Origin of the sequence: Lentzea sp. NBRC 102530 (assembly GCF_030269365.1) — a bacterium.
Taxonomy (GTDB): Bacteria; Actinomycetota; Actinomycetes; order Mycobacteriales; family Pseudonocardiaceae; genus Lentzea.
In genome coordinates, this window is record NZ_BSTF01000001.1 from 215,105 (window position 1) to 239,907 (window position 24,803).

Annotated in this window: 25 protein-coding genes; 14 read left to right on the forward strand and 11 right to left on the reverse strand. The window is 70.4% G+C overall.

The features are described 5' to 3' along the window. Positions 1–19 precede the first annotated feature (19 nt). Positions 20–589 (forward strand): TMEM175 family protein, encoded by a 570-nt coding sequence (locus QSK25_RS01055; RefSeq protein WP_285632937.1) that lies wholly within the window; start codon positions 20–22, stop codon positions 587–589. Here QSK25_RS01055 and QSK25_RS01060 read toward each other — a convergent pair. Further along, positions 561–1,403, reverse strand: coding sequence for a helix-turn-helix transcriptional regulator (locus QSK25_RS01060; protein WP_285631055.1), 843 nt, complete (start codon positions 1,401–1,403; stop codon positions 561–563). The two genes, QSK25_RS01055 and QSK25_RS01060, sit on opposite strands and share 29 nt — an antisense overlap. A 68-nt stretch (positions 1,404–1,471) precedes the next feature. Between QSK25_RS01060 and QSK25_RS01065 the strand changes: the two genes are divergently transcribed. Next, entirely contained in the window at positions 1,472–2,446 is a 975-nt protein-coding gene (locus tag QSK25_RS01065; protein WP_285632939.1) for an SDR family oxidoreductase, read from the forward strand. Here the strand turns inward: QSK25_RS01065 and QSK25_RS01070 are convergent. Together QSK25_RS01070 and QSK25_RS01075 are read right to left on the reverse strand one after the other, a co-directional pair. Next, complete coding sequence (locus tag QSK25_RS01070) at positions 2,412–3,020, reverse strand: alpha-ketoglutarate-dependent dioxygenase AlkB (protein ID WP_285631057.1); 609 nt, start codon at positions 3,018–3,020, stop codon at positions 2,412–2,414. The genes QSK25_RS01065 and QSK25_RS01070 overlap by 35 nt on opposite strands. Before the next feature lie 38 nt (positions 3,021–3,058). Further along, positions 3,059–3,598, reverse strand: a complete 540-nt coding sequence (locus QSK25_RS01075; RefSeq protein ID WP_285631060.1) for a TetR/AcrR family transcriptional regulator — start codon at positions 3,596–3,598, stop codon at positions 3,059–3,061. Between the two features lie 51 nt (positions 3,599–3,649). Between QSK25_RS01075 and QSK25_RS01080 the strand changes: the two genes are divergently transcribed. Then, positions 3,650–5,248 (forward strand): AMP-dependent synthetase/ligase, encoded by a 1,599-nt coding sequence (locus tag QSK25_RS01080; protein WP_285631063.1) that lies wholly within the window; start codon positions 3,650–3,652, stop codon positions 5,246–5,248. Between the two features lie 212 nt (positions 5,249–5,460). Here QSK25_RS01080 and QSK25_RS01085 read toward each other — a convergent pair whose 3' ends face one another. Then, positions 5,461–6,285: a DUF2382 domain-containing protein gene (locus QSK25_RS01085; protein ID WP_285631066.1), complete on the reverse strand. Its 825-nt coding sequence runs from the start codon at positions 6,283–6,285 to the stop codon at positions 5,461–5,463. A gap of 134 nt (positions 6,286–6,419) precedes the next feature. After that, entirely contained in the window at positions 6,420–7,124 is a 705-nt protein-coding gene (locus QSK25_RS01090; protein WP_285631069.1) for an SDR family oxidoreductase, read from the reverse strand. Positions 7,125–7,200: 76 nt separating this feature from the next. Between QSK25_RS01090 and QSK25_RS01095 the strand changes: the two genes are divergently transcribed. After that, entirely contained in the window at positions 7,201–8,052 is an 852-nt protein-coding gene (locus QSK25_RS01095; protein ID WP_285631074.1) for a LysR family transcriptional regulator, read from the forward strand. On the opposite strand, the gene ilvD is transcribed toward QSK25_RS01095, so the two are convergent. The 3 genes from ilvD to QSK25_RS01110 all read right to left on the reverse strand — a co-directional run bounded on the left by ilvD (position 8,029) and on the right by QSK25_RS01110 (position 12,135). Continuing rightward, positions 8,029–9,717 carry a dihydroxy-acid dehydratase gene (ilvD, locus tag QSK25_RS01100; protein ID WP_285631076.1) on the reverse strand — a complete coding sequence of 563 codons (1,689 nt, stop codon included), beginning with the start codon at positions 9,715–9,717 and terminating at the stop codon, positions 8,029–8,031. The genes QSK25_RS01095 and ilvD overlap by 24 nt on opposite strands. 182 nt (positions 9,718–9,899) lie before the next feature. Further along, a complete protein-coding gene (locus QSK25_RS01105; protein WP_285631079.1) occupies positions 9,900–10,958 on the reverse strand; it encodes an alginate lyase family protein in 1,059 nt (352 codons plus the stop codon). Positions 10,959–11,079: 121 nt separating this feature from the next. Continuing rightward, positions 11,080–12,135, reverse strand: a complete 1,056-nt coding sequence (locus tag QSK25_RS01110) for an NADAR family protein (protein ID WP_285631082.1) — start codon at positions 12,133–12,135, stop codon at positions 11,080–11,082. Between the two features lie 84 nt (positions 12,136–12,219). Between QSK25_RS01110 and QSK25_RS01115 the strand changes: the two genes are divergently transcribed. Continuing rightward, positions 12,220–12,651, forward strand: a complete 432-nt coding sequence (locus QSK25_RS01115; RefSeq protein ID WP_285631085.1) for a DUF6210 family protein — start codon at positions 12,220–12,222, stop codon at positions 12,649–12,651. Positions 12,652–12,727: 76 nt separating this feature from the next. Here the strand turns inward: QSK25_RS01115 and QSK25_RS01120 are convergent, their stop codons facing one another. Both QSK25_RS01120 and QSK25_RS01125 read right to left on the reverse strand, forming a co-directional pair. After that, the gene (locus QSK25_RS01120) at positions 12,728–14,194 is read right to left on the reverse strand and encodes a DUF1996 domain-containing protein (protein WP_285631087.1); all 1,467 of its coding nucleotides are present in this window, start codon (positions 14,192–14,194) and stop codon (positions 12,728–12,730) included. A gap of 91 nt (positions 14,195–14,285) precedes the next feature. Then, on the reverse strand, positions 14,286–15,194 hold the full coding sequence (locus QSK25_RS01125) for a DUF4142 domain-containing protein (protein WP_285631089.1): 909 nt from the start codon (positions 15,192–15,194) through the stop codon (positions 14,286–14,288). 126 nt (positions 15,195–15,320) lie between these two features. Here QSK25_RS01125 and QSK25_RS01130 point away from each other — a divergent pair, with 126 nt between their 5' ends. The 8 genes from QSK25_RS01130 to QSK25_RS01165 all read left to right on the forward strand — a co-directional run bounded on the left by QSK25_RS01130 (position 15,321) and on the right by QSK25_RS01165 (position 22,372). Continuing rightward, positions 15,321–16,079 carry an SGNH/GDSL hydrolase family protein gene (locus QSK25_RS01130; RefSeq protein ID WP_285631092.1) on the forward strand — a complete coding sequence of 253 codons (759 nt, stop codon included), beginning with the start codon at positions 15,321–15,323 and terminating at the stop codon, positions 16,077–16,079. A gap of 138 nt (positions 16,080–16,217) precedes the next feature. After that, positions 16,218–17,615 (forward strand): ABC transporter substrate-binding protein, encoded by a 1,398-nt coding sequence (locus QSK25_RS01135; protein ID WP_285631095.1) that lies wholly within the window; start codon positions 16,218–16,220, stop codon positions 17,613–17,615. Positions 17,616–17,649: 34 nt separating this feature from the next. Further along, a complete protein-coding gene (locus QSK25_RS01140) occupies positions 17,650–19,467 on the forward strand; it encodes an ABC transporter permease (RefSeq protein ID WP_285631098.1) in 1,818 nt (605 codons plus the stop codon). Between the two features lie 20 nt (positions 19,468–19,487). Next, entirely contained in the window at positions 19,488–20,156 is a 669-nt protein-coding gene (locus tag QSK25_RS01145; protein WP_285631102.1) for an ABC transporter ATP-binding protein, read from the forward strand. Continuing rightward, the gene (locus QSK25_RS01150) at positions 20,153–20,806 is read left to right on the forward strand and encodes an ABC transporter ATP-binding protein (protein WP_285631105.1); all 654 of its coding nucleotides are present in this window, start codon (positions 20,153–20,155) and stop codon (positions 20,804–20,806) included. Before QSK25_RS01145 ends, QSK25_RS01150 begins: the two co-directional genes overlap by 4 nt. Continuing rightward, complete coding sequence (locus tag QSK25_RS01155; RefSeq protein WP_285631108.1) at positions 20,803–21,561, forward strand: choice-of-anchor P family protein; 759 nt, start codon at positions 20,803–20,805, stop codon at positions 21,559–21,561. Before QSK25_RS01150 ends, QSK25_RS01155 begins: the two co-directional genes overlap by 4 nt. Beyond that, positions 21,474–22,058: a hypothetical protein gene (locus QSK25_RS01160; protein ID WP_285631111.1), complete on the forward strand. Its 585-nt coding sequence runs from the start codon at positions 21,474–21,476 to the stop codon at positions 22,056–22,058. Before QSK25_RS01155 ends, QSK25_RS01160 begins: the two co-directional genes overlap by 88 nt. Continuing rightward, a complete protein-coding gene (locus QSK25_RS01165; RefSeq protein WP_285631114.1) occupies positions 22,055–22,372 on the forward strand; it encodes a hypothetical protein in 318 nt (105 codons plus the stop codon). The genes QSK25_RS01160 and QSK25_RS01165 overlap by 4 nt, the downstream gene beginning before the upstream one ends. Here the strand turns inward: QSK25_RS01165 and QSK25_RS01170 are convergent. Further along, a complete protein-coding gene (locus QSK25_RS01170; RefSeq protein ID WP_285631117.1) occupies positions 22,359–23,129 on the reverse strand; it encodes a class I SAM-dependent methyltransferase in 771 nt (256 codons plus the stop codon). The genes QSK25_RS01165 and QSK25_RS01170 overlap by 14 nt on opposite strands. Before the next feature lie 231 nt (positions 23,130–23,360). On the opposite strand from QSK25_RS01170, the gene QSK25_RS01175 reads away from it, so the two are divergent. Then, a complete protein-coding gene (locus QSK25_RS01175; protein WP_502881793.1) occupies positions 23,361–24,695 on the forward strand; it encodes a cellulose binding domain-containing protein in 1,335 nt (444 codons plus the stop codon). Positions 24,696–24,803 lie beyond the last annotated feature (108 nt).

A 24,803-nucleotide genomic window follows, 5' to 3' on the forward strand; every position in this document is an offset into this window, starting at 1 on the left:
TATGGTCGGGCTCGTGTCCATGAAGCGCGAGCCCGACCGCCTGGTCCTCTTCACCGACGCCGTGGTCGCCATCGCGATCACCCTGCTGGTGCTGCCGCTGGTGGAGATCACCGCGGAACCGGACGAGGGACCCCCGATCGAGCTGGTCTCGCACCACTGGCCGCAGATCTTCAGCTTCCTGCTGAGCTTCGCGGTGATCGCGCAGCTGTGGTTCACCCACCACCGGCTGTTCGAGAACGTCCGCGAGTACACGACGCCGCTCATGGTGCTGAACATGGCGTGGGTGCTGACGATCGTCGTGCTGCCGTTCCCGACGGAGCTGGTCGGCACCTACGGCGACGACACGTTCGTGAAGCTGTTCTACGTCGGCACGGTCCTTGCGAGCAGCGTGCTGCTGACCGCGATGACGTTGCTGGTGCACGGGAATCCCCGGATCGGGCGCGAGGTGGCCGGGTTGTCGCGGCCGGTGGTGCTGCGGGCCGTCCTGCCGGCGGTGTTGTTGCTGCTGGCGTTCGTGCTGGTGCCGTTCATCAGCTACTACAGCATGCTGTTGTTGTTGCTCAGCCCGTTGGCGTCGCGGATCCGATGACGGACAGGAGTTGGAGCTTCTCGTAGCTCTCGCTGCCCGGCGTGGCCGTGTAGACCAGCAGGTAGTGGTGCTGGTCGGGGTCGAGCAACGTCTGGCACTGCAGTTCCAGCGCACCGATGCTCGGGTGGACGTAGCGCTTGACCTCTCGCGGTCGCAGGCCGATCTCCTGGGCGTCCCAGACGGTCCGGAACTCGGCGCTGCGGGCCAGCAGCAGGTCGGCGTAGTGCGCCGCGCGGGAACGCGGGCCGCGCCGGGTGAGGGCCTCGCGCAGGCCCGAGGCGAACATGCGGCCCAGGAAGTCGTGGTCCTCCGGGGCGTAGAGCGCGCGCGACGACGGGTCGGCGAACCAGCGGTAGCCGAGGCTGCGCTCCGGGCCGGTGTAGCGCGACGCGTCCCCGGTCAGCGCGACGCCCAGCGGGGTCTGCCGCAACGTCTCACCCAGCTCGGTGACGATCTCGGCCGGGGTGTCGTACAGGCGGTCGAAGATCCGGGCCAGGCCGGGGCTGACGTGCTCGCTCAGCACGCCGCGCGGCGGTGGCGGGTGGCCCGCCAGGCGGAAGAGGTGGTCGCGTTCGTCCAGTGACAGGTGCAGGCCCTGGGCGATGGCGGCGATCATCTGCGGCGACGGGTGCGGGCCGCGTTCCTGCTCCAGACGCGCGTAGTAGTCGGTGGACATGGTGCAGCGCGCGGCGACCTCCTCGCGGCGCAACCCGCTGGTCCGGCGCCGCGGTCCGCGCGGCAGTCCGATGTCCTCCGGCTGCAACGCCTCCCTGCGGCTGCGCAGGAACGCGGCCAGGCCCGCTCGGTCGATCACGTCGGCACTCCTCTCGTCAAGCACAGTTCTAACTGGCGCGCCCGGCCGTAGCCACGGATCGTCAGGTCCTGGATCCGCCCCGGCGGGTCCGGCCACCGTGGAGGACACCACGACGGACAGGGGAGAGCACGATGAACGGGTTGAGCGGCAAGCGGGTCGTCATCACCGGCGGCAGCGACGGCGTCGGACTGGGTCTCGCGAGGCACTTCGCGGCTGCCGGAGCGGAGGTCGTCCTGCCGGTGCGCAACCAGCGCAAGGGGGAGGCGGCGCTCGCCGCGATCCGGCGGCGGACCCCGGACGCCGCCGTGTCGTTGCGTTCGCTCGACCTCTCGTCGATGCGGTCGGTCAACGCGCTGGCGGACGTGCTGCTGGACGAGGGCGAGCCCGTGCACGTGCTGCTCAACAACGCCGGCGTGATGACCCCACCGGACCGGCAGACCACCGAGGACGGCTTCGAGCTGCAGTTCGGCACCAACCACCTGGGCCACTTCGCGCTGGTGACGCGCCTGCTGCCGTTGCTCAAGGGCGGCCGGGTCGTCTCGCAGATCAGCATCGCGGCCAACCAGGGCGCCATCAACTGGGACGACCTCAACTGGGAGCGTTCCTACGACGGCGGCAAGGCGTACAGCCAGTCCAAGATCGCGTTCGGCCTGTTCGGGCTGGAGCTCGCCCGGCGCAGTGAGGCTCAGGGCTGGGGCATCACGAGCGTGCTGGCCCACCCCGGCGTCGCACCGACGAACCTGCTGGCCGCCCGGCCCGAGATCGGCCGGTCGAGCGACACGCTGGGCGTGCGGCTGATCCGGGTCATGTCGAAGATCGGCGTGCTCGGCACCGTCGAGTCGGCCCAGCTCCCGGCCCTGCTCGCGGCGACGGCACCCGACCCCGCGCCGTTCTACGGCCCGCGTCGCTTCGCGCACCTGAGCGGCCCGCCGGCCCCGCAGAAGCTCTACAGCCGCCTGACCAGCGCCGACGAGGCGCGACGGGTGTGGGAGGTGTCCGAGGAACTCGTCAGCGGACTCCGTGCGGGCGGAACTGGACGCTGATCCGCGGCCCGACGACCTTGGACGTCTTCGGGATGGCGTGCTCCCAGGTGCGCTGGCACGAACCGCCCATGACGAGCAGGTCGCCGTGCCCCAGCGCGTACCTGTGCGTCTCACCGCCCCCGCGCGGCCGCAGCAGCAGCGCGCGGGGTGTGCCGACGGACAGGATCGCGACCATCGTGTCCTCGGTCTGGCCGCGGCCGATCGTGTCGCCGTGCCACGCGACGCTGTCCCTGCCGTCGCGGTAGTAGCAGAGGCCCGCCGTCGTGAACGGCTCGTTCAGTTCGGCCCGGTAGTGCCTGCTCAGCCGGTCGCGGGCGGTCGTGAGGACGTCGAACGGCAGCGTGCCGCCGTAGAAGCAGAGCAGGCGCGGCACGTCGACCACCGAGTCGTACATCTGGCGGCGTTCGGCCCGCCACGGCACCTCGGCGACGAGCCGGTCGAACACCGCGTCGGCGCCGGACAGCCAGCCCGGTTGCACGTCGATCCACGCGCCGTGGGCCAGTTCGGTGCGGCGCGGGGCGAGCGGGGCCAGTTCCGGCTCCGCCTCCAGGTCGAACAGGGATCCCTGGCGCATGGGACCGCAGCATAATCGAACAGGTGTTCTAGGGCACGTCAGGGCTTGAGCACGGCCCACACCGCGTCCGCCACGACCTCGCGGGCCTGCGCCAGGTCGAACACGCCGAGCAGGAAGCGGCGCACCGCCTCGTGCGCCGGGCCCATCGCGACGGGTTCCAGCGTCCACGGCGGCACGGACCGCAGCTCGCCGGACGCCATCCGGTCGAGGAACCAGGCGAGCACCGGGGCGAACTCGGACGTCTTGACCGCCGGGTCGGCGTGGTCGGGCGCGGCGTAGAGGAACCGGGCCCGGCTCGGGTTCGCCATGACCCAGTCGAGGTAGCTCAGCGTCAGGCCGCGCACGCCCTCGGCCGCGGTCGGTGCCTGCAGCGCGGGCAGCATCGCGGCCACGCACCGGCTGTAGCTGTCCGCGTAGAGCTGGGCGAACACGCCCGCTCGGCTGCCGAAGTGGTGGTAGATGCTGCCGTTCGACATGCCGGAGCGCTCGGTCAGGGCCGCGATCGTGACGGCGTCCAGGCCGCCTTCCTCGACGAGCCGCAGTGCCGCGTGCAGGAGAGACTGTCGTCGGTCGGACACGAGCGTTAGAGTACCGCTCTGGAGCGACGCTCTAGACGAAGGTGGAGAGCAATGGCGCTGTCGATTCCCGGCCTGCTGCGCGACCGCGCGGCCCGCACGCCCGACGCCGAGGCGGTGCGGTACCGCGGTGGGGGCGGCTGGGTCTCGCTGACGTGGGCGCAGCTGCAGGACCGGGTCGCCGCCGAGGCGTTCGGACTCGTGGCCGCGGGGCTGCGCAAGGGCGACCGCGTGGCGTTGATGGGCAGGACGAGCATCGAGTGGATCGTCACCGACCTCGCCGTGCTCGCCGCCGGTGGCGCCACCACGACGATCTACCCGAACAGCACGGCCGGCGAGGTCGCGCACATCGTCGGGGACTCCGGCAGCCGGATCGTGGTCGTCGAGACCGACGAGCACGCCGCGTCGATGCCGGACGGTGTCGAGGTGCTGCGGTTCGGGGCGGTCCCGCGCGGCGAGGGCGACTACGACGCGCTGGTCGACGTGCTCGCGCCGGACGACCTCGCGACGTTGATCTACACCTCCGGCACGACCGGCACGCCCAAGGGCGTCGAGCTCACCCACGAGAACTGGCTGACGACGGCGGAGGCCATCGCGTCGCTGGGCATCCTGCGGCCGGACGACCTGCACTTCCTGTGGCTGCCGCTGTCCCACGCGTTCGGCAAGGTGCTCACGATGGCGATGATCGCCGCGGGCGTGCCGACGGCGGTGGACGGCGGTGTCGAGCGGATCGTCGACAACCTGGGCGAGCTGCGGCCGTCGATCGTGGCCGCCGCGCCGCGCATCTTCGAGAAGATCCACGGCCGGATCGTCGCCGGGGCGCGGGAGAAGGGCGGTGCCACCGAGAAGATCTTCCGGTGGGCCGACCGCGAGCACGGCCCGGCGACCCGCTGGCTCGCGGATCGCCTGGTGTACCGCAAGTTGCGCGACCGCGTGGGCGGGCGGATCCGCTACTTCGTGTCGGGCTCCGCACCGCTCGCGCCGGAGATCGCCGAGTTCTTCGAGCGCGCGGGCATCACGATCCTGGAGGGCTACGGGCTCACCGAGTCGTCCGCGGCCACGTTCTTCAACCGGCCGGGCATGATCAAGATCGGCACCGTCGGCCCGCCGATCCCCGGCATGGACGTGAAGATCGCGGACGACGGCGAGGTGTTGCTGCACGGCCCCGGCGTCATGCGCGGCTACCACAACCGGCCGGACGCGACGGCCGAGACGTTGATCGACGGCTGGCTGCACACCGGGGACATCGGCGAACTCGACGAGGCGGGCCGGTTGAAGATCACCGACCGCAAGAAGGAACTGATCAAGACCTCGGGCGGCAAGTACGTGGCGCCGGCCAGGATCGAGAGCATGATCAACGCGGCGTCGCCGTACATCAGCAACGTGATCGTGCACGGCGACCGCCGCAAGTACTGCGTGGCGCTGGTGACGCTCGACCCGGACACTGCCTCGGGTCTCGCCGACGCCGAGGAAGAGGTCGGCAACGCGATCGAAGCGGTCAACGCGCAGCTCGCGCGGCACGAGACGATCAAGCGGTTCGCCGTGCTGGAGCACGACTTCAGCGTCGAGGACGGGCTGCTGACCGCGTCGCTCAAGCCACGCCGGCGCGAGATCGAGAAGCGGTACGAGGACGTTCTCGACGGCCTGTACTAGTGGTGCGGCTCGCAACGCCGGCGGCGTGATCCACGCTCAGCAGGACGCCTCGCCGCACCGCCCCCACGCCCACAGCCAACCAGAATGAGGACGTGGGGGGCGGCACCACGATGCGCCCGTCTGACCGCGAATTCCACCGGTAGCGTTGCGAGCCGCACCACTGGCGAACCGCCCACCGGCGGAAGTGGTGGGCGGTTCGCGAAGACGTCCGGTCAGCGGCGGCCGCGCGGTTCGTCGTCGCGTTCGACCTCGACGCGTTCCTTGCGGACCTCGCCCTTGACCTCCCGCTGCTCGGTGACGGCGTTCTTCTCGAGCCGGACGCGTTCGGTGGCCTCGGTGCGCTTCTGCACCACCGGTTCCTCGCGGTGCAGCGTGACCTCGGCCGACTCGTCCGTGAAGGCCTTGCCCGCGGTGCCCTTCGCGGGTTCGCGGACGACCCGGACCTCCTCGTGCGTCACCGGCACGGTGATGTTGCGCTGCTCGGTGACGGTGTGCTTGACCAGCCGCACCCGGCCCGTCTCGACGTTGCGGGTGCCGACGTCGAGCTTCTCCTCGGAGAGCGTGACCTCGGCGCCCTCGTCCCGCACACCCGTGCCACGCCCGCCCTCGGCACGCATCTCGTTGCGGCCCAGGGCATCGCCCCGCGTGGCGTTGCCCTGGGCGGCGGCGCGCCTGCGGTCCTGCCCGCCGTCGATCCGGTCGTGCTCGCCGGTCTTGGCCTGCGGGATCATCCCGTAGTGCCGGTAGAGGGCGTCCTGCTCCTCGTCGGTCATGTGGTCGTCCGAGGTGCGCACGCTCGGCGCGTCCTTGACCTGCTGCTTCGAGACGGGAACGGTGATCCCGCCGCCCGCCACCTCGCCCTGCTGGATCGGGACGAAGCTCTCCTTCATGCCGAACAGTCCGGTGTGGACCTCGGCCCACATCGGCCTGCCGGTGCCGTCCTCCAGCCAGACCCGTTTGACAGACCCGATCTTCTCGCCCTGGTTGTCGATCACGTCGCAGTCGTACAGGGCGTCCACGTGCTTCTGGTCGATCATTGCGTCGTCCCTCTCGCGATTGGCTGGTGGCTTGCCACCGCGAGGTACCCGCGGTCCGCTGCCACATCGCGGGTGACCGCCGACCGGGTGACCGTGCGCGGGCGGCGGTTCAACCGACCGGGCGACCTGATGTTTCACCAGGCGACGACTCCCGCGTCGTCGAAGAAGCCGCCGCGCGGGCCGTCGTCGGACAGGGTGGCGAGCCTGATCGCGATCGCGGCGCCCTCCTCGGGTGTGCGCTGTGACGCGTGGCCGGTGAAGTCGGTCGCGACGTAACCGGGGCAGCAGGCGTTCACGACGACGTTCGTGCCCTCGAACGCCCGCGCGTACTGGACGGTCAGGCTGTTGAGCATCGACTTCGACGGCGCGTAGGCGGCCATGACCGGGCCGGTGCGCAGCGCCAGCGAACCCATGTTGCTCGACACGTTCACGATGCGCGGCGCTGGCGCCCGGCGCAGCAACGGGAGCACGGCGTTCGTGACCCGGACGACCCCGAACACGTTGGTGTCGAGGACGGTCCGGACGGTGCCGAGGTCGAGGGCGGTCGGGTCCTGGGGCATCGGGCCGCCGATGCCGGCGTTGTTGACCAGCACGTCGAGCCGGTCGAGCGAGGCCGCGGCCGTGGCCACGCTGTCGTCGGACGTGACGTCGAGCGCGACGCCGAACGCGTCGATTTCCTTCGCCCGCAAGCGTTCGACGGCTTCCTCGCGGCGGACGTCGTCGCGCGCGCCCACCGCCACCCGGAACCCGAGCGCGCCGAGTCCTTCGGCGATCGCGAAGCCGATTCCCTTGTTCGCGCCGGTGACCAGCGCGGTCTTCGTGTCGTTCACGTCGTCCATGCTCGGCGCGCGTCCGGGCGCTGTCCAAGATCGATTCAGTAAGCCCTGATACCCGCCGGGTATTAGCCTCGGCGGTGTGGACGACCTGGAAACCCGCGAGTTGCGCTACTTCGTCGTCTTGGCCGAGGAACTGCACTTCGGGCGCGCGGCCGCACGGCTCGGCATCGCGCAACCACCGCTGTCGCGGGCGATCGGCCTGCTGGAACGGCGGCTGGGCGTGCGGCTGTTCGACCGCGACCGCCGCGGCGCCGCGCTGACCGACGCGGGCCGCGTGCTGGCGCGGGAGGCCCGGATCGCGCTCGACGCGGTCGCGGCGGCGGCTCGCCGGACGCGCCGCGCGGGCGACCCGGACCGGCCGCTGGTGCTCGTGACGAAGGCCGGGGCGTCGCACGAGTTGCTGCGCGCGTTGCTGGACGAGGTGCGGGTGCCGGTCGAGGTGCTGCTGTGCGAGGTGGGGGAGCAGGCGCACCGGCTGCGCGACGGGCAGGCCGACGTGGCGATCATGCACCGGCCCTACGACGACCTGGCCGGGTTCGAAACCGAGGACGTGCACGTCGAGGGCCAGGTGGCGATCGTGCCCGCCGCGCACCCGCTCGCGGCGCGGGAGAGCGTGACGCTGGCCGAGGTCAGCGACGTGCCGGGCCTGCCGATCGCCCGCTGGCCCCGCCTCGACGGCACGTACCCGGACGGCCCGGGGCCCGAGGTGCGCACCCAGTCGCAGCTCGCCCAGCTCGTGGCGCTCGGCCTGACCCTGCTCGTCATCCCCGCCTCCAGCCGCGCCTGGCAGTGGCCGGAGCACGTCGCGGTGCCGGTCACCGACGCCCCGGACGTGACGACGGTGCTGGCCTGGCCGCCAGGATCGCCCTCGGACGAGCTGGTCCGGGCGGCCAGAAACGCCAAGGCGCTAGCCGCAGACCGCTCCGCCTGAGGCCGAGCCGACGAGCTTCGCGTACTTGGCGAGCACGCCGCGTTCGTAGCGCGGGGGCAGCGGCGCCCAGCCCTCGCGGCGGCTCTCCAGGTCGGCGTCCACGTCGAGCGTGCCCTCGGCGACGTTCAGCGTGATCCGGTCGCCGTCGCGCACGAACGCGATGGGCCCGCCGTCGACCGCCTCCGGTGCCACGTGCCCGACGCAGAGCCCCGTGGTGCCACCGGAGAACCGGCCGTCGGTGAGCAGCAGGACGTCCTTGCCGAGGCCGGCGCCCTTGATCGCGGCGGTGATCGCGAGCATCTCGCGCATGCCCGGCCCGCCCTTCGGCCCCTCGTACCGGATGACCACGACGTCGCCCGCGGTGATCGTGCCGTCCTCCAGCGCGTCCATCGCGGCGCGCTCGCGGTCGAACACCCGCGCGGTGCCGGTGAAGACGTCCGAGTCGAAGCCCGCGGACTTGACCACGGCCCCCTCCGGCGCGAGCGTGCCCTTGAGGATCGTGATGCCGCCGGTGTGGTGGATGGGCTTGTCGAGCGCCCGCAGCACCAGGCCGTCCGGATCGGGCGGGGCGATGTCGGCGAGGTTCTCGGCGACCGTGCGGCCGGTGACCGTCAGGCAGTCGCCGTGCAGCAGACCGGCGTCCAGCAACGCCTTCATCACCACGGGCACGCCGCCGATGCGGTCGACGTCGGTCATCACGTGCCGCCCGAACGGCTTCACGTCCGCGAGGTGCGGCACGCGCGCGCCGATGCGGCTGAAGTCGTCGAGGCTGAGCTCCACGCCGGCCTCGTGCGCGATGGCCAGCAGGTGCAGCACGGCGTTGGTCGAACCGCCGAACGCCATGACGACCGCGATGGCGTTCTCGAACGCCTCCCGCGTCATGATCTGCCGCGCCGTGATGCCCTTGCGGAGCATCTCGACCACGGCCTGGCCGGACCTGCGCGCGAACCCGTCCCGGCGCCGGTCGGTCGCCGGGGGAGCGGCGCTGCCGGGCAACGCCATGCCGAGCGCCTCGGCCGCGCTGGCCATGGTGTTCGCCGTGTACATGCCCCCGCACGCGCCTTCGCCGGGACAGATCGCGCGTTCGATGCGGTCGACGTCCTCGCGGCTCATGAGACCCCTGGCGCACGCACCGACGGCCTCGAAGGCGTCGATGATCGTGACCTCCTTCTCGGTGCCGTCGGTCAGCGTGACCCGGCCCGGCAGGATCGACCCGGCGTAGAGGAACACGCTCGCGAGGTCGAGCCGCGCGGCCGCCATCAGCATGCCGGGCAACGACTTGTCGCACCCCGCGAGCAACACCGACCCGTCGAGCCGCTCGGCCTGCATCACGGTCTCGACGCTGTCGGCGATCACCTCGCGCGACACCAGCGAGAAGTGCATCCCCTCGTGCCCCATCGAGATGCCGTCCGACACCGAGATGGTGCCGAACTCGAGCGGGTACCCGCCCGCCGCGTGCACGCCGTCCTTCGACGCCTTCGCGAGGCGGTCGAGCGAGAGGTTGCACGGGGTGATCTCGTTCCACGACGAGGCGACGCCGATCTGCGGCTTCTCCCAGTCCTCGTCACCCATGCCGACGGCCCGGAGCATCCCGCGCGCGGCGGTGCGTTCCAGGCCGTCGGTCACGTCGCGGCTGCGGGGCTTCACGTCCGGTGTATCGGTCATGACCGCACGCTAGTCGTCCGCGGGTGCGCTCTCATCCCGAGACTCGCGGAAGTGGTCACACCGTGCGTCGTGGGCCGGCAGGTGCCGAGGGCGGCGCGGGCGGTCGCGGTCGCGGTGGGTGAGCCGCACGTCGTGCGGCGGCGGTGGGGGTGACCGGCGTGGCCACCCCCACTGCGGGTGCGTCAGGACGGGTTCGCCGCGTGGGTCAGGGTCTCCCAGGCGATGAACAGGTTGTCCGTCGCGTGTGGACGGTTGGACTCGGTGTAGACCTTGGTGTTGGCCATCGCGACGCCCATCCGGGTGTTCAGCGCGTTGTAGCTGACCTCCGGCGTGGGCCCGAGCTCGCGGCTCAGCCTGCCGCCGCACAGCCAGGACGGCATCGGCTCGCCGTTCTGGTACTTCGAGTGCAGGCCCCAGGCGTGCCTCATGCGGTCCTTGATCTCGCCCCAGATGTCCTGGCCCTGGATGTGCGCGGTCTCGGCGAGGTGCGAGGCGGCGGACAGGCCGTAGGCGGTGTGGGCGAAGTCGCGGCAGGTCTCCTGGGTGAGGCCGTCGACGAACGTGGACTGGTCGTGCCAGTAGGAGACGATCTCCGCCCTGGTGTCGATGCCGCTGCCCGGCGGCGTCTTCGGCAGCGCGCCGTCGGTGTTCAGGTAGATGAACGCCTGGATGCGCGTGCGGAAGATGCCGATGGCCTTGTCGTAGGCGGCGCGGTCCTCCAGGAAGACGGCGATGCCGATGGACGCCTCCATCATGCTGAGTTCCCAGTTGCCGTTGGTGTTCGCGCGGCCGTTCTGGATCTCCGGCAGGTAGACGGTGCGCAGCATCGTGCCGAACCTGGCGCTGTTGGGCCAGTTCCCGTACACGTGCTTGATGATCTCGGCGGCCTTCGGCCAGCTGCTCGCCGACCAGGCCGTCTGCAGCGGGGCGTTGGAGTTGGTGTGGTCGCGGATCGTGTTCGACCAGGCGTCCATGATCTGGATCGCCTTGTTCGCGTACCGGACGTCGCGGGTGACGTACCAGGCGAGGGACAGGGTGTAGGCGGCGAGGGCGTCCTCGCGTTCGTCGGTGCACCCGTTGTTGGGGTTGCTGACGGGACCGCATTCCACGACGGCACGCGGCTTCGGCGTGCGGTTCAGGTCGGCGTACTTCGACGCCATCATGCGGTCGTACGCGAGTTTCCACGGCTGGGCGCCGGCCTGGACCTTGGCGCGCATGAAGTCCAGCTGTGGCCGGGACACGACGACTCCCGGGTGGACGAACGTCGCCGGCGCAGCCTGGGCTGAACCGGTGACAGGCACCAGAAGGGATGCCAGCAGTGCGATCAGAACCGTGCAGGACCGGGTGACCATGCGGCCAGTGTTAGTGGTCTATACCTTTCTGGTCAAACATCCCGGTCGAAGATTCATGCTGGTGAACCGGTTCATCGTGGTGAACGAACAACTCCGCGCGAACCAGCTCCAGCAGGCGCCCCATCCAGTTCCGGCCGTGCCCCCAGAAGGGGGAGAGATCGGAGTAGATCAGCCGCGCGGTTCCGGTCTCCTTCAGCGTCTCCGCGAGGTCGGGGTGCTGCGCGAACTTGAGGCGCAGCAACGTCGCCATCACGGCGGTGCGCGCCTGCGGTGCGACGGTCGCCTCCACGGCCTTCCAGGCCTCGGCGACGCTCGCGTGCGTCTGCCCGCCGACGAGGATGGGGGACGGGAAGGTGTTGCGCAGCACCAGGACGCCCACGTCGTCCGGCCAGCCGTTCGGGAACATGACGTTGTCGATCGGGAGGCTCGTCCCGGTGGGTTCCGGCGGGTTGCGCTCCTCGTACTGGCGCACCCGCTCGTCGCCGTCGGCGAAGTAGGCGAGGGCGCGGTCGTGGACGTCGGCGGTGATGGCGTGTTCCTCGCCGCGCAGGACGAACGTGCCGCCCGGACCGAACGCGAGCGCCTGCAACGGCCAGTCGTGGTGGTCCATGTCGCCGAGCGCGAACTGCCGCCTGTGCTCGGGGATGGCGAGGTAGGCGGCACGCAGGGCGGCGCGGGTGGTCTCGTCCGGCTGCGCGCGGAAGGCGTCCAGCGCGAGGTGGCAGCGGTCCGTGGAGTCGGGCCTGCGGTTCAGGCGGTCGAGGTCGTCGCGGACGTCGGCGAGGAGTCTCTCGGCGGTCAGCCAGGTGCGCGGCTCCGTGAACGTCCACGACGCCAGGTCGTAGGCCGAAGCCGTGCCGCTGTCGGGGAGCTCGGGCGCGTACGCGGCGATGTCCCGCTCGAACTCGTCGAACGGCATCAGCCTCCAGAAGCCGACCATGCCGTCCGCGTAGATGAAGAGATCCCGCAGGGAGTAGTCGCCGCCCTCCCGGTAGAGGACGTGCCGCCAGGTCCCCTCGATCCGCTCGCCGTCCACGTCCCGCCAGGTGCGGTTCCCTCTCGCCACGGACGCAGCCTAACCGCGGCGTTTCCACCGGGTACAACGAAATTCGAGTTGAGTGCGGGGGCACGGCCCGTCACGCTGTCGGCCATGAGCCGGAAACGCCTCGTCGTCCTCGACCCCGACGGCACCGCCGGTGACGCCTGGACGTACGTGGTGGTCGAGGCACCCACCGGGGTCGTCTACGAGAACCAGTACGGCGGAACCGCCTGCCGGCACGGGCACGTCGAGGGCTTCCTCGTGCCGGTGAACGGACTCGGCGCGCTGGACGTCCTGCGCCCGCTGTTCGAGAAGGACCTGCGCGGTGCCGGTGCCCGGGGCCACGAGTGGACCGACGCCGAGTTGACCAAGCTCCGCGACGCCGTGGGGAGGCTCATCTACTGGGCGTGCGCGTTGTCGGAGGACGAGGTGCCGACCACTCCGCTGCTGGACGAGAGCCGCCTGCGGGAGGCCGACGAGGCGTGGCTTCCCGTGATCACGGCGGACGGTCCCGGAATCCTCGTGTGGTGCAACTCCGACTGACGCTCCACAAAGGACAGCGAAGGGCCCCGGTGCGCGGGAGGTGCACCGGGGCCCTTCAGACACGACGGTCAGGGCGTCACTCGCGGCACTTCTTGCCCGAGTTCACGCAGTTGACCAGGCGGTTCATGATCTTCTGCGACATCACGTTGGCGAAGTCGTCGTGGTCGGTGAGCGGGTTGTGCTCCTCCTCCGGGAAGGAGTCGACCAGGTAGCGGCCGGCCTGCTGGACGTCCCTCGGGATCTTGTAGGTCAGCGAGATGCGCAGCTGCGGCACGGCCTTGAAGCCCTGCTTGCACTTGCCGTTGGCGTCCGGGAACACGATGTGGTCGCGGTGGTTCGCCGAGTCGATGTTCTTGCCGTCCCAGCAGCTCGGGAAGTCGTGGATGCGCTTGACGTCCGAGCCCTGCGGGCAGATCGGGTACTTGTCCATCAGGACCTTGTCCTCGAAGCCGGAGCAGGTCCAGGACGCCTTGGCGTTCTTCGGGCCGTTCTGGCCGGCCTTGGCGTCGCCGTAGAGCACGCGCAGGAACTTGGGCATCGCGGTGACCTTGCCGACGGGCGAGCCGCGGAACGTCAGGTCGACGACGGCCGGGCGCTGGATCTCGCCCTCGTTGCCCTCGAGCTCGTTCTCGGCGTTCTCCTCGGCGTTGTTCTGGTTCTGCTTGTCCTCGGTGCCCTCGGCCTGGGCGTTGTCGCTGTTCTCGTTGCCGTTGTCGAGGCCCTGCTCGCCGGCGGCCGCGTCCTTCACGGCGCACGCGGCGCCGGGGTTCAGGTCGGGGGCCTGCACGCCCTGGCGGGAGAACGCCAGCATCATGCGGTTGAGGATCGCGGCGCGCTTCTCGCGCGTCGGGCCGACGATGACGTTGTCACGGTCCTGGGCCTTGGTGGAGGCGACCTTCTTCTCGGCCTCCTCGGTCACCTTCTCGATGTTCTCGAGTTCCTTGTCGATCTCCGCCTGCGCGCCGTCCGGCACGTTCTCGGGCAGCAGCGACGCGACGTCGGGGCACTGCAGCTGGGCCTGGTTCTTGACGGCCTTGTCCTTGTCCTGCTGCGCCTTGTCGTCCTTCTTCGGCGGGGCCTGCTCCTGGCCGCCCTCCGCGGCCTCTTCCTCGTCGATGATGCGCACGACGGGCCAGAAGTAGGCGGACTTGTCGCCGTTCTTGCAGGTCGTGCCCGCCGCCTGGAGCGACTGGTTGTTGGAGTCCGCGTTGGTGGACAGGTTGCCGACGTAGTCGTGCAGGTGCTGGGCACCGTTGCGGACACCGGGCTGCGCGATGAAGTTGTCCGGGTTGAAGTGCCCGTTCTCGTTCCGCCCGCAGTCCACGGTGAACGTGCCGGTGGTGGCGTTGTTCTGTTGCTTTGGTTTCTTGACGTTCGGCTTCACCTTGGTGATGTCGACGAACAAGCTCTTGTCCGCCCCGTCGGCGAGCGCGGAGCCATCAGAAGAACTGATGGCCACCACCGCGGCACCGCCCGCGACCACGGCCATCGCCGCCGCTGCGGCGGTGAGCCAGATCGTGGATTTCCTCCGGTGAATAGCCATTTGCCACCTCGTGGTAGTCCGGTAAAACGGCATGGCGAAGCCGGCAGCGCTATGGCGCCGCTGTCTTCGATATGAACCTGGGTGTGCTGTTTTAGAACGAACGAGACTTGCGTCGGGACTTCTTCGACCGGGAGATGAATCTCATCCCCACCAGCGCGAGCGCGAGCACCGCGATGGCGCCGAAGAACACGCCGTTGTTCTCACCGAAGACGCCCTGCTCGGCGGTGCGGGTGAACCGGGTGCCTTCGGGCACGGTCGGGATCACGCCGTCGGTGGGGTTGGTCGACTGGTCGCCCGCCGCCTGGTCACCTGGCGCGGCGTTGTCGTCCGCGGGCGGGGGCGGGGCGAGGGGTGCCGGTGACTCCAGTCCTGCGAAGTCGACGCGACCGGTGTCCTCGAGCACCTTCATGTGGTCGAAGACGGTGATCATCGCCTGGGTCGAGAGGATGCGCACCAGCTCGTTCTTGGTGCCCGCGCGGATCTGGGCGGCGTAGGCGTAGACCTTGCCGTGGGCCGCGCGGAGCCGGTTGGCGAACACCGCGTCGAACTCGTCGCCGGTCGCCGCGTCCATCTCGGCGAGCCAGCCCTTCTGCTCGTCGGAGGCCTCGGTGGGCAGCGTGTGGCCGAGCAGGACGCCCGCCCGGTTCACCACGTTGTCCAGGAGGGTGTGTCCTTCGATGAGGTGCTTGCTGGCCTCGAGGATCTTGGGCTGGTCGGGCCGCTTGGCCCTGCCCTTCTCACCCGCGGGCTTCTCCCACAACCCGGCCTGCTTGACGCGGTTCAGGAAGTCCCTGTCGGCCGGTCCCAGCGGGCCCCACTGCGTCTGGACGACCTCGTCGCCCGTCCCGCTGCTCCCGGGCGGCGGGGTGGAGATGGGCGTGGACGGCGTCGTACTGGGCTGGCCGGCGGCGCTCCCGGTGTTCAGGAGCACTGCCAGCGCACAGCCTGCCAGCGCGACCATCAGTCGCGTCGGCTTCGCCAAGTCCAGGGGGAGTCGCACGAACGGGGATACGGCCCGGAAAGGGAGCGCGCCTCAGTTCGAGACGCCGCCGTTATCGAACCGTTATCTCGCTGACCGCAACCCCCGGACGTTCCCGCTGCATATGGCCGACATAGGGTCGTGAGCATGAGCAAGCGTTTTGTGGCGTTGGGGGACTCGTTCACCGAGGGAGTGGGCGATGTCGACGCCGGCAGGCCGAACGGCGTGCGCGGCTGGGCCGACCGGGTCGCCGACGTGCTGGGTTCTCTCGACCCCGAGTTCACCTACGCCAACCTGGCCGTGCGCGGCCGGTTGATGCCGCAGGTGCTGGGCGAGCAGCTCGACCGCGCTCTCGCGATGAAGCCCGACCTCGTCTCCCTCTACGCGGGCGGCAACGACCTCATGCGCCCCAAAGTGGACATCGACGCACTCATGCGCCGATATCGCGCGGCAGTCGCGCGCCTCGTCACCGCGGGCGCGCGCGTAATCCTCTTCACGGGCGTGGACGGCGCCGACGATCCGGTGTTCCGCAAGATGCGCGGTCGCGTGGCCATTTACAACGAGCACGTGCGTTCGATCGCGGCCGAGCACTCGTGCGTGCTCGTCGACATGTGGAGCATGCGCCAGCTGCGCGACCGTCGCATGTGGTCCGTCGACCGGCTGCACCTCAACTCGCTCGGGCACACCGAGGTCGCCATCTCGGTGCTCGAAGGTCTCGGCGTCTCGCACGCGCTGGAACGGACCGTGCTCGGCGTGGCTCCTCTGGTCGACCGCCGCGCCAAGCGCGCGGAGGACTGGAAGTGGGCGCGCGAGCACGTCGTGCCGTGGGTCGTGCGCCGGGTGCGCGGCGAGTCGTCCGGCGACGTGATCAGGCCCCGTCGTCCGGAACCGCTGCCGCCCTCCTAGGTAGAACGCGTTCTTGCGGGGTGCTCTAACGAGAGCAGGGTCTTTTGGTGACGGGTTTCCGTGCGATTCTTTGCATGTAGAACGCGTTCTAGAACCAGCCTGGACCTGGATGGATGCAGAGCCCTAGCGTCCGACCGTATGCGTCGCAGGACCGCACTGATCGCACTGACGATCTGCGCGTTGATCGCCGGGTGCGGGAGCAGGCTCACCGACGACCAACGCGCCGCACTCGTCGTGCCCCAGGGCGGCTCGGCGGGTGCCCAGGACGGCGCCGTCACCGGCGAGGACGGCGCCGTGCCCGACGGCACCGCGGGCGAGCAGCCGGGCGCCGCGAACCCGCAGCAGCCCGACAAGCAGCCGAACCCGCCCGGCAGCATCGCGGGCGCCTGCCAGGGCACCGGCGGCGCCACGGACAAGGGCGTCACCGCGGGCGAGATCACGATCGCCAACATCTCCGACATCAGCGGCCCCGTGCCGGGCATCTTCCAGTCCGCGCAGCAGGCCACCAAGGCGTTCGTCGAGTACTTCAACGCCACCCAAGGATCGATCTGCGGCCGCAAGCTCAAGCTGGTGTCGTTCGACTCGCGCACCGACAGCGGGGGCGACCAGCAGGCGACCTCCCAGGCGTGCGAACAGGCCTTCGCACTGGTGGGCTCGATGTCGGCGTTCGACCAGGGCGGTGGACCGGCGGCTGCCGGGTGCGGGATTCCGGACCTGCGAGCCTCCACCGTCACCGCCCAGCGCCAGCGCACGGCCGTGAGCTTCGGTGCCGCGTCCAACGTCGTGAACCTCGTGTCGTCGGCCGGTCCGGACCTGGTCAAGCAGGCGTTCCCCGGCGCGATCGGCAACGCCGCGTACATGTACCTCAACGCCGACGCGAGCGCCCAGAACGCGAAGAGCATGCAGAAGGCGGCGGAGGCGCGCGGCATCAAGTTCGTGTACTCGCAGGCCATCGACATCGCGGACGTCAATTACGCGCCCTACGTGGCGAAGCTGAAGGAGACCGGCGCCAAGATCGTCTACTGGATCGGGTCGGCGCAGTACGCGGTGCGGTTGCAGCAGGCCATGCGGCAGCAGGGCTACACGCCGGAGGCGTTCATCACCGACCCCTCGGCCTACGACCCCGTCTACGTGCGGCAGGGCGGGGCGGCGGTCGACGGGACGGTGGTCTACACGAACGGCGCGTTGTTCGAGGAGTCGAACGCCCAGGTGGCGCTGTACAAGCAGTGGCTGGGGCGGGTGGCTCCGGGGGCGGCGCCGTCGTACTTCGGGATGTTCGCCTGGGCGGCGGCGCGGTTGTTCGTGACGACGGCGGCGAAGGTGGGGCCGCAGCTGACGCGCAAGGCGGTGCTGGACGCGGTGCGGCAGGTGCACGACTTCACCGCCGAGGGGATGGTGGCGCCGCAGGACGTCGGGGGGAAGCGGACCTCGGCCTGCATGACTCTGGTGCGGCTGAAGGGCGGGGCGTGGTCGCGGCTGGCTCCCGCCTCCGGCTATTCGTGTGGATCGCTGATCGACACGGGGGTCGGGGGATGAGGGCCGGTTCGGGCTCGGGTGTGGGGGTGGGCGGATGACAGCCCTCCTCGCCTACACCGTCTTCGGCCTCGTCACCGGCGGTGCCTACGCCGTCGTCGCCGGCGGCCTCGTGCTGACCTACAGCACCTCCAAGGTGTTCAACGTCGGCCACGGCGCCATCGGCATGGTCATGGCGTTCCTCTACTGGGAACTCGCCGAGAACCGCGGCCTCCCGCAGTGGCTCGCCCTGGTGCTGGTCGTCGGCGTGGCCGCGCCGCTCTTCGGGCTCGTCGTCGAACGGTTCATCATGCGCCGCCTGGTCGGCGCGCCGGTCGGCATCTCGCTGGTGGCCGGGGTCGGCGTGCTGGTCGGGCTGATCGGGGTGGCGCAGGTGATCTGGCCGCCGCAGGCGCGGCCGGTGCGGCCGTTCCTCGACCAGCTCGGCGTCCACATCGGACAGTCGTTCGTCAGCGGGCACGACCTGATCACGTTGCTGTGCGCGGTGCTGGTGGCGGGCGGGTTGTACGTGCTGCTCAACCGGACGCGCACCGGGCTCGCGATGCGGGCCTGCGTGGACGCGCCGGAGCTGGCGGCGCTGTACGGGACGCGGCCGCACCGGTTGTCGGCGTTGAGCTGGGCGATCGGGTCGGCGTTGGCCGCGCTGGGCGGGATCCTGCTGACGCCGGTGGTGCAGCTCGACTACGTGACGATGACGTTGCTGGTGATCACCGCGTACACCGCGGCGCTGGTGGGGCGGTTGCGGAGTCTGCCGTGGACGTTCGCCGGGGCGCTGGGGCTCGGGCTGGTGCAGTCGTACGCGGTGGCCTACCTGCCGTCGTCGCCGTTCTGGATCTCCTTCCGGGCGGCGATCCCGGCGTTGCTGTTGTTCGTGGTGCTGCTGGCGATGCCGCAGTCGCCGCTGCGGATCGGTGGGGTGCGGGGGCAGCGCGGGGTGGCGGTGCCGACCGCGCTGACGACCGGGATCGCCGCCGGGTTGTTCGCCGCGGTGGTGCTCGCCCTCGCCTTGCTGGTGGACTCGGTGGTGGCCGGGCAGCTCGCGCTGGCTCTGGTGTTCGGGATCGTGCTGCTGTCGATGGTGCTGCTCACCGGGTACGGCGGGGTGGTGTCGCTGGGGCAGTTCACGTTCGTCGGGATCGGGGCCGTCACGGTCGCGCGGCTCGGCAGCGCGTCGCCGGTGAGCCTGCTGGCCGGGGCCGCGGTGGCGGCCGTCGTCGGGGCGTTGATCGCGCTGACGGTGCTGCGGGTGAGCGGGCTCTACCTGGCCTTGGCGACGCTGGGGTTCGCGCAGCTCATGGACAAGCTCGTGCTGCAGTCGCCGATCGCGTTCGGCGTGCGGGGGAGTCTGCAGGTCCCGCCGGTGGTCGGGTCGGCGACCGGTCAGCTGTTGGTGGCGGCGGGAGTCTTCGTGCTGGTCGGGATCGGGGTGCTGGCGATCCGGCGCGGCCGGCTCGGGCGGCGGATGATCGCGGTCAAGGACAGCTCGGCCGCCTGCGCGACCCTCGGGCTCAACGTGCGGTGGATCCGGGTGTGGGTGTTCTCGCTGTCGGCGGCGATCGCCGGGCTCGCGGGCGGGTTGTTCGCGCAGTTGCGGGAAACCGTGGCGGCGAGCGACTTCCAGCTGTTCAACAACCTGCCGTTGCTGCTGTTCGCGGTGATCGCGGGCGTCACGTCCGTGTCCGGCGCGTTGCTCGGCGGGGTGCTGCTGATGCTGCTCCCCGTGCTGCAGAGCGGGTTCCCGGCGTTCGCCGGGGTGGCGGTGGTGCTGCTCGGCGTCGCGGCCGCAGGTCTCGCGCGCGATCCGAACGGCCTCGTCAGCTGGGGTTTCCGGGCCTGGACCTGGCGGCGCGCATGAGCACGTTGCGGGTGGAGGGCGTGACTGTCCGCTTCGGCGAGGTGACCGCGGTCGACGACGTGTCGCTGGTGGTCGAACCCGGGGTGACCGGGCTGATCGGCCCGAACGGTGCCGGCAAGACGACGTTGTTCGACGTGATCAGCGGCCTGCGCCGGCCGACCTCGGGCCGGGTGCTGCTGGACGCGGCCGATGTCACCGGTCTGGGCCCGCACCAGCGGTCCCGGCTGGGCGTGGCGCGGACGTTCCAGCGGCTGGAGGTCTTCGGGTCGCTCACGGTCTGGGAGAACGTCGTGGTGGCGCTGGAGAGCCGCCGCCGTCCCGCGAAGCTCGCCGGCGAACTCCTGGACCGGGTCGGGATCGGCGAGTTCGCGCGCAACCAGGCCGACACCGTGCCCACCGGCGCCGCCCGCCTGCTGGAACTGGCCCGCGCGCTGGCCACCGATCCTTCCCTGCTGCTGCTGGACGAACCGTCGTCCGGGCTCGACCGGGCCGAGACCGAGGAGTTCGGCGAGCTGCTGCGGCAGCTCAGCGCGGAGGGCCGGTCGGTCGTGCTGGTGGAGCACGACATGGACCTCGTCATGGGCTACTGCGACCACGTGCACGTGCTGAACCTGGGACGGCTGCTGGTGTCCGGCACGCCCGACGTCGTCCGCGCCGACGCCGGAGTCCGGGAGGCGTACCTCGGATGATCGACCTGGTGGACGTCCACGCCGGCTACGGCCGCATCGAGGTGCTGCGCGGGGTCTCGCTGAACGTTCCGCGCGGCACCGTCACCGCGTTGCTGGGCCCGAACGGCGCGGGCAAGTCGACGCTCGTCAAAGTCCTCAGTGGACAGATCAGGGCCACCTCCGGCCACGTCCACCTGGCGGGCGTGCACGTCAACGACGCACCTCCGGACGAACTGGCCCGCGCGGGCCTGTGCACGATCCCGGAGGGTCGCGCGATCTTCCCGAACCTCACCGTCGCGGAGAACCTGCGGCTCATGCGCGGCGACCCGGCCGTGGTCTACGACCGGTTCCCGAAGCTGAAGACGCGGCGGGGACAGCTCGCGGGCTCGATGTCCGGCGGCGAGCAGCAGATGCTGGCGTTCTCCCGGGCGTTGCTCACCGACCCGGCGGTCGTGGTGGTCGACGAACTCTCGATGGGCCTCGCCCCGGTGATCGTCGCCGAGCTGTACGAGGTGGTGGGGGAGCTGGCGCGCTCGGGCGTCACGATGCTGGTCGTCGAGCAGTTCGCCGAGACCGCCTCCGCCGTCGCCGACCAGGTCGTCGTGATGACGCACGGCACCGTCTCGGCCGGCCACGACCTCGCCACCGTCTACTTCGGAGGGACGACATGAGGTACGCGCTCGTTCTGCTGCTCCTCCTGCTGTCCCCGGCGCCGGCCCGGGCCTCGTCCGACATCGGCGGCTTCACGCTGTCCGCCCACGCCGCGCCGGTGTCCGTGCTGCTGCACACCGACCTCATCCCGGTCCCGGCCGAACCGCAGGGCGAGGTCCACCTCTCCTACACCCGGACCGAACTCGGCTCCGGCCCGATCGGCCGCTCGCTCGCCTCCTCGGTGTGGCCGGGCGCCGCCGTCGGCACCGGCCTGCCGCAGCTGCTCGGCTTCGCCTACCCGGTGCAGGCCAACGCGGCCCACCCCGGCGGCCCGGCCGATCAGACCCAGCCGGGCATGCGCGCCGTCGCCGGCGCCGCGAAGGCCGAGTCGTACGCGGGCGCCAAGCAGGAGGTGCCGTTCCTGCTGACCGCCGACGGCCTTTCCTCCTCCAGCGTCAGCGCGGTCAGCGCGTCCGAAGCCCGTTCCACCGCCGTCACCTCCGCACAAACGATCTCGCTGCTCGCCGGGCTCGTCGTGCTGTCGGGTGTGAAGTTCGAGTCCGTGGCCGTGAGCGACGGCGCGAAGGGCAGCGGCACCAGCACCTTCAACCTCGCCGAAGTCACCGTGCTGGGCCAGAAGTTCCCCGTCAAGTCGCCGGACGCACCACCGGACGGCCTGCTGAAGCCTTGGCACCACTGGGCATCACGCTCACCTGGCCCACCGCGGGCGCGAAGGTCGAGGCCACGGCGGCGACCTCGGCCTCGCGCGGCCTGACGCTGACCATCGACGTGCTGGCGTTGCGCACCAAGCTCGGCCTCGGCGGCATCCTGGACGGCATCGTCGCCCCGTTGCTGCCCGAAGAACTCGTGCCGCTGCTCAACCCGCTGCGCAAGATGGTGGTGATCATCGGTGACACCGAGGCCGTCGCGAACGCCTCCGCCGCCGCACCCCTGACCCCGCCCGATGCTTCCGCACCCGGAGTCGTGCCCCCGCCGGCTCTGGACGCACCCCCGCCGCTCTCCCCGGGCACACCTCCGGTCGCGGGCGTGAACCCGCCGGCCAAGTCGGTCGTCCCGGTCGCCTCCGCCCGCACCCGGCCCCGGTCGTTGCTCGACTTCCCCGGAGTTCCGGCGTTGCTGGTGCTCACCGGCCTCGGCGTCGCGGCGGCGGGCGCGTTCGGCATGAAGTCGTTCGGCACGTTCCTGCTGGGCGGCGCCCCCTGTCCTTCCGGGCACCCGACCGGTGTCCCCGACCTGAGGGTGGAGCCATGACGATCCAGGACCGCCGCCGGGCCCGCCTGCGCAACGGGCTCGGGCTGGCCGGCACGATGCTGATGACGGCGGGCATCGCGGCGATCCTCTTCGCCTGGTGGGGCGTCGCGCACACCGGGTACACGTTCGAGCAGGTCCCGTACGTCGTGTCGGGCGGGATCCTCGGCGTGGGGCTGATCGGGGTCGGCGGCTTCCTCTACTTCGGATCGTGGCTGACGAAGTTGCTGGAGGAGCAGCGGCAGACCACCTACGCGCTCCTCCAGCTGCTGGAGGAGCGCGATCGGGAGAAGCTGGAACGGACTAGCGCGCTGTGAGCGCGTAAGCGGGCAACGGCACGTTCCCGCGCTCCTGTGCGACCTGCCGGAGCAACTCCTTCGCCAGCCCGTCCGGTGCCTCCTGCAGCGCGATCTCCACCTCCCAGTCGGCGTCCTGCAACGCGCTGGTGTCCACCGTGGACACCTCCTCGACCTGCCAGCCCGTCCGCTCCAACGCCTCCAGCACCGTCGCGCGGGTCAGCGGCGCCCGCACGTTGAGGTCGGTGTCGCCGGCGAGCCGATCTTGGGCGAGCACGGCCAGCAGGTGCGGGATCTGGCCGGTGTGCGCGGGCATCGGGTCCCACTCGGCGAAGCAGAGCCGCGACCCGAGTTCGCGCGCCTTCCGCAACGTCTGCTCCAGCAGCCCCGCGGACGCGAAGTACCAGGAGCAGTGGACCAGCACGACGAGGTCGTAGCCGGTGCCGACGTCGTCGGTGAGCACGTCCGTCTCGAAGCGCATGTCCACGCGGGAGCCGAGCGGGCCGTCGTGCAGGCGCCGGGCGGAGTCACCAACGGTGATCGGGGCGCCGTAACCCGGGAGGGCGATGTCGGTGCCGACGACGCGGCCGTCCGGGCCCACCTGGTCGGCGAGCACGGCGGTCATGTCGCCCTGGCCGCAGCCGATCTCCAGGACCCGGGCGCCCCTGGGGATCTGCCACGTCCTGGCCAGATCGAGGCGGTAGGCGGTCTGGGTGAGCTGGATGTCCGGGCTCACTTCGTAGGCCGCCATCAGCTGTGCGAGTTCTTGAACGTTCATATGGCTGCGAGGGTACGTCCGGAAGGCCCCGGTCGCGGAACCGGTTTCGCCCACGTCAGCGGGTTTCGTCAGCGGCCGAACATTCGCAGTCTTCAGTGGATTTAAGGTGAGAGCGTTCTCATCCAACGTCCGTACCAGCGCAAACGGTGTCCGTTTCATCCCCTTGAACAGGTGGTTTAGACCAGTTAACGTGCCCTTCATCACGTACCCCCTGCACGTGAATGGAGCACCATGAAGAAGTTTCGCTGGCAGATCCTGACCGTCGGGCTCGCGATGGCCACCGTGGTCGGAGGCGTCGTCGCCGCACCCGCGAGCGGCGCGTCGGGCGTGACGGCGGCGTTCACGAAGACGTCGGACTGGGGCAGCGGCTACGAGGCCAAGTACACGATCTCCAACAGCGGTGGGTCCGCGCTCTCGTCGTGGACCGTCGAGTTCACGTTGCCGAGCGGTCAGTCCATCGCGTCGCTCTGGGACGGCAGCTACGCGGCCAACGGCCAGAACATCACGGTCCGCAGCACCTGGAACGGTGCCGTCCCGGTGGGCGGCAGCACCAGTTTCGGCTTCACCGTGAAGGGTTCGGGTGCGAACCCGTCCAACTGCAAGGTGAACGGTGGTTCGTGCGACGGCACCGGCAACCCGCCGACGACGACCACGACGACCACCACCACGACGACGTCGAACCCGCCGTTGCCCGGCAACGGCCGTGGCGCGCCGTACCTGTACCTCGGCTGGGGCAACCCGCAGAGCGCCACGCAGGTCATGAGCCAGACCGGCGTCAAGTGGTTCACGCTCGCGTTCGTGCTGTCGAGCGGTGGCTGCACCCCCGCGTGGGACGGCCAGCGGCCGCTCACGGGTGGGGTCGACCAGCAGACGATCAACGCGATCCGCGCGGCCGGTGGTGACGTCGTGCCGTCGTTCGGCGGGTGGAGCGGCAACAAGCTCGGCCCGAACTGCTCGACCCCCGAGGCGCTGGCCGGCGCGTACCAGCAGGTCATCAACGCCTACGGGCTCAAGGCGATCGACATCGACATCGAGAACACCGACGAGTTCGAGAACGCCGTCGTCGCCGACCGGATCGTCAACGCCCTGCGCATCGTCAAGCAGAACAACCCGGGCATCCAGACGATCGTCACCTTCGGCACGTCGACCACCGGCCCGAACTTCTACGGCAACCGGCTGATCGACCAGGCCAAGGCGCTGAACGCGAACATCGACGTGTTCACGATCATGCCGTTCGACTTCGGCAGCTCCAACGTCCGCCAGGACACCATCAACGCGGCGACGGGGCTGAAGAACAAGCTCAGGTCGACGTTCGGCTGGAGCGACGCCGAGGCGTTCAAGCACGTCGGCATCTCCGGCATGAACGGCCTGTCGGACCAGCGCGAGCTCACCTCGGTCGACGACTGGACCGCGATCCGCGACTGGTCGAAGTCCAACGGCCTCGGGCGGCTGGCCTTCTGGTCGGTCAACCGCGACCGCGGCGGCTGCGACGGGCAGGTCTCCGCGAGCTGCTCCGGCATCCAGCAGTCCGAGCTGGCGTTCACGAAGATCACCGCGGGCTTCTAGCCACGTTCGGTGGATGATCGACCACGAGCCGTCAGCGCCATTTATTCGGTGGCGCTGACGGCTTAGTCTTGTGTCATGCGCCGACGACATTGATCTTCAACTGATCTG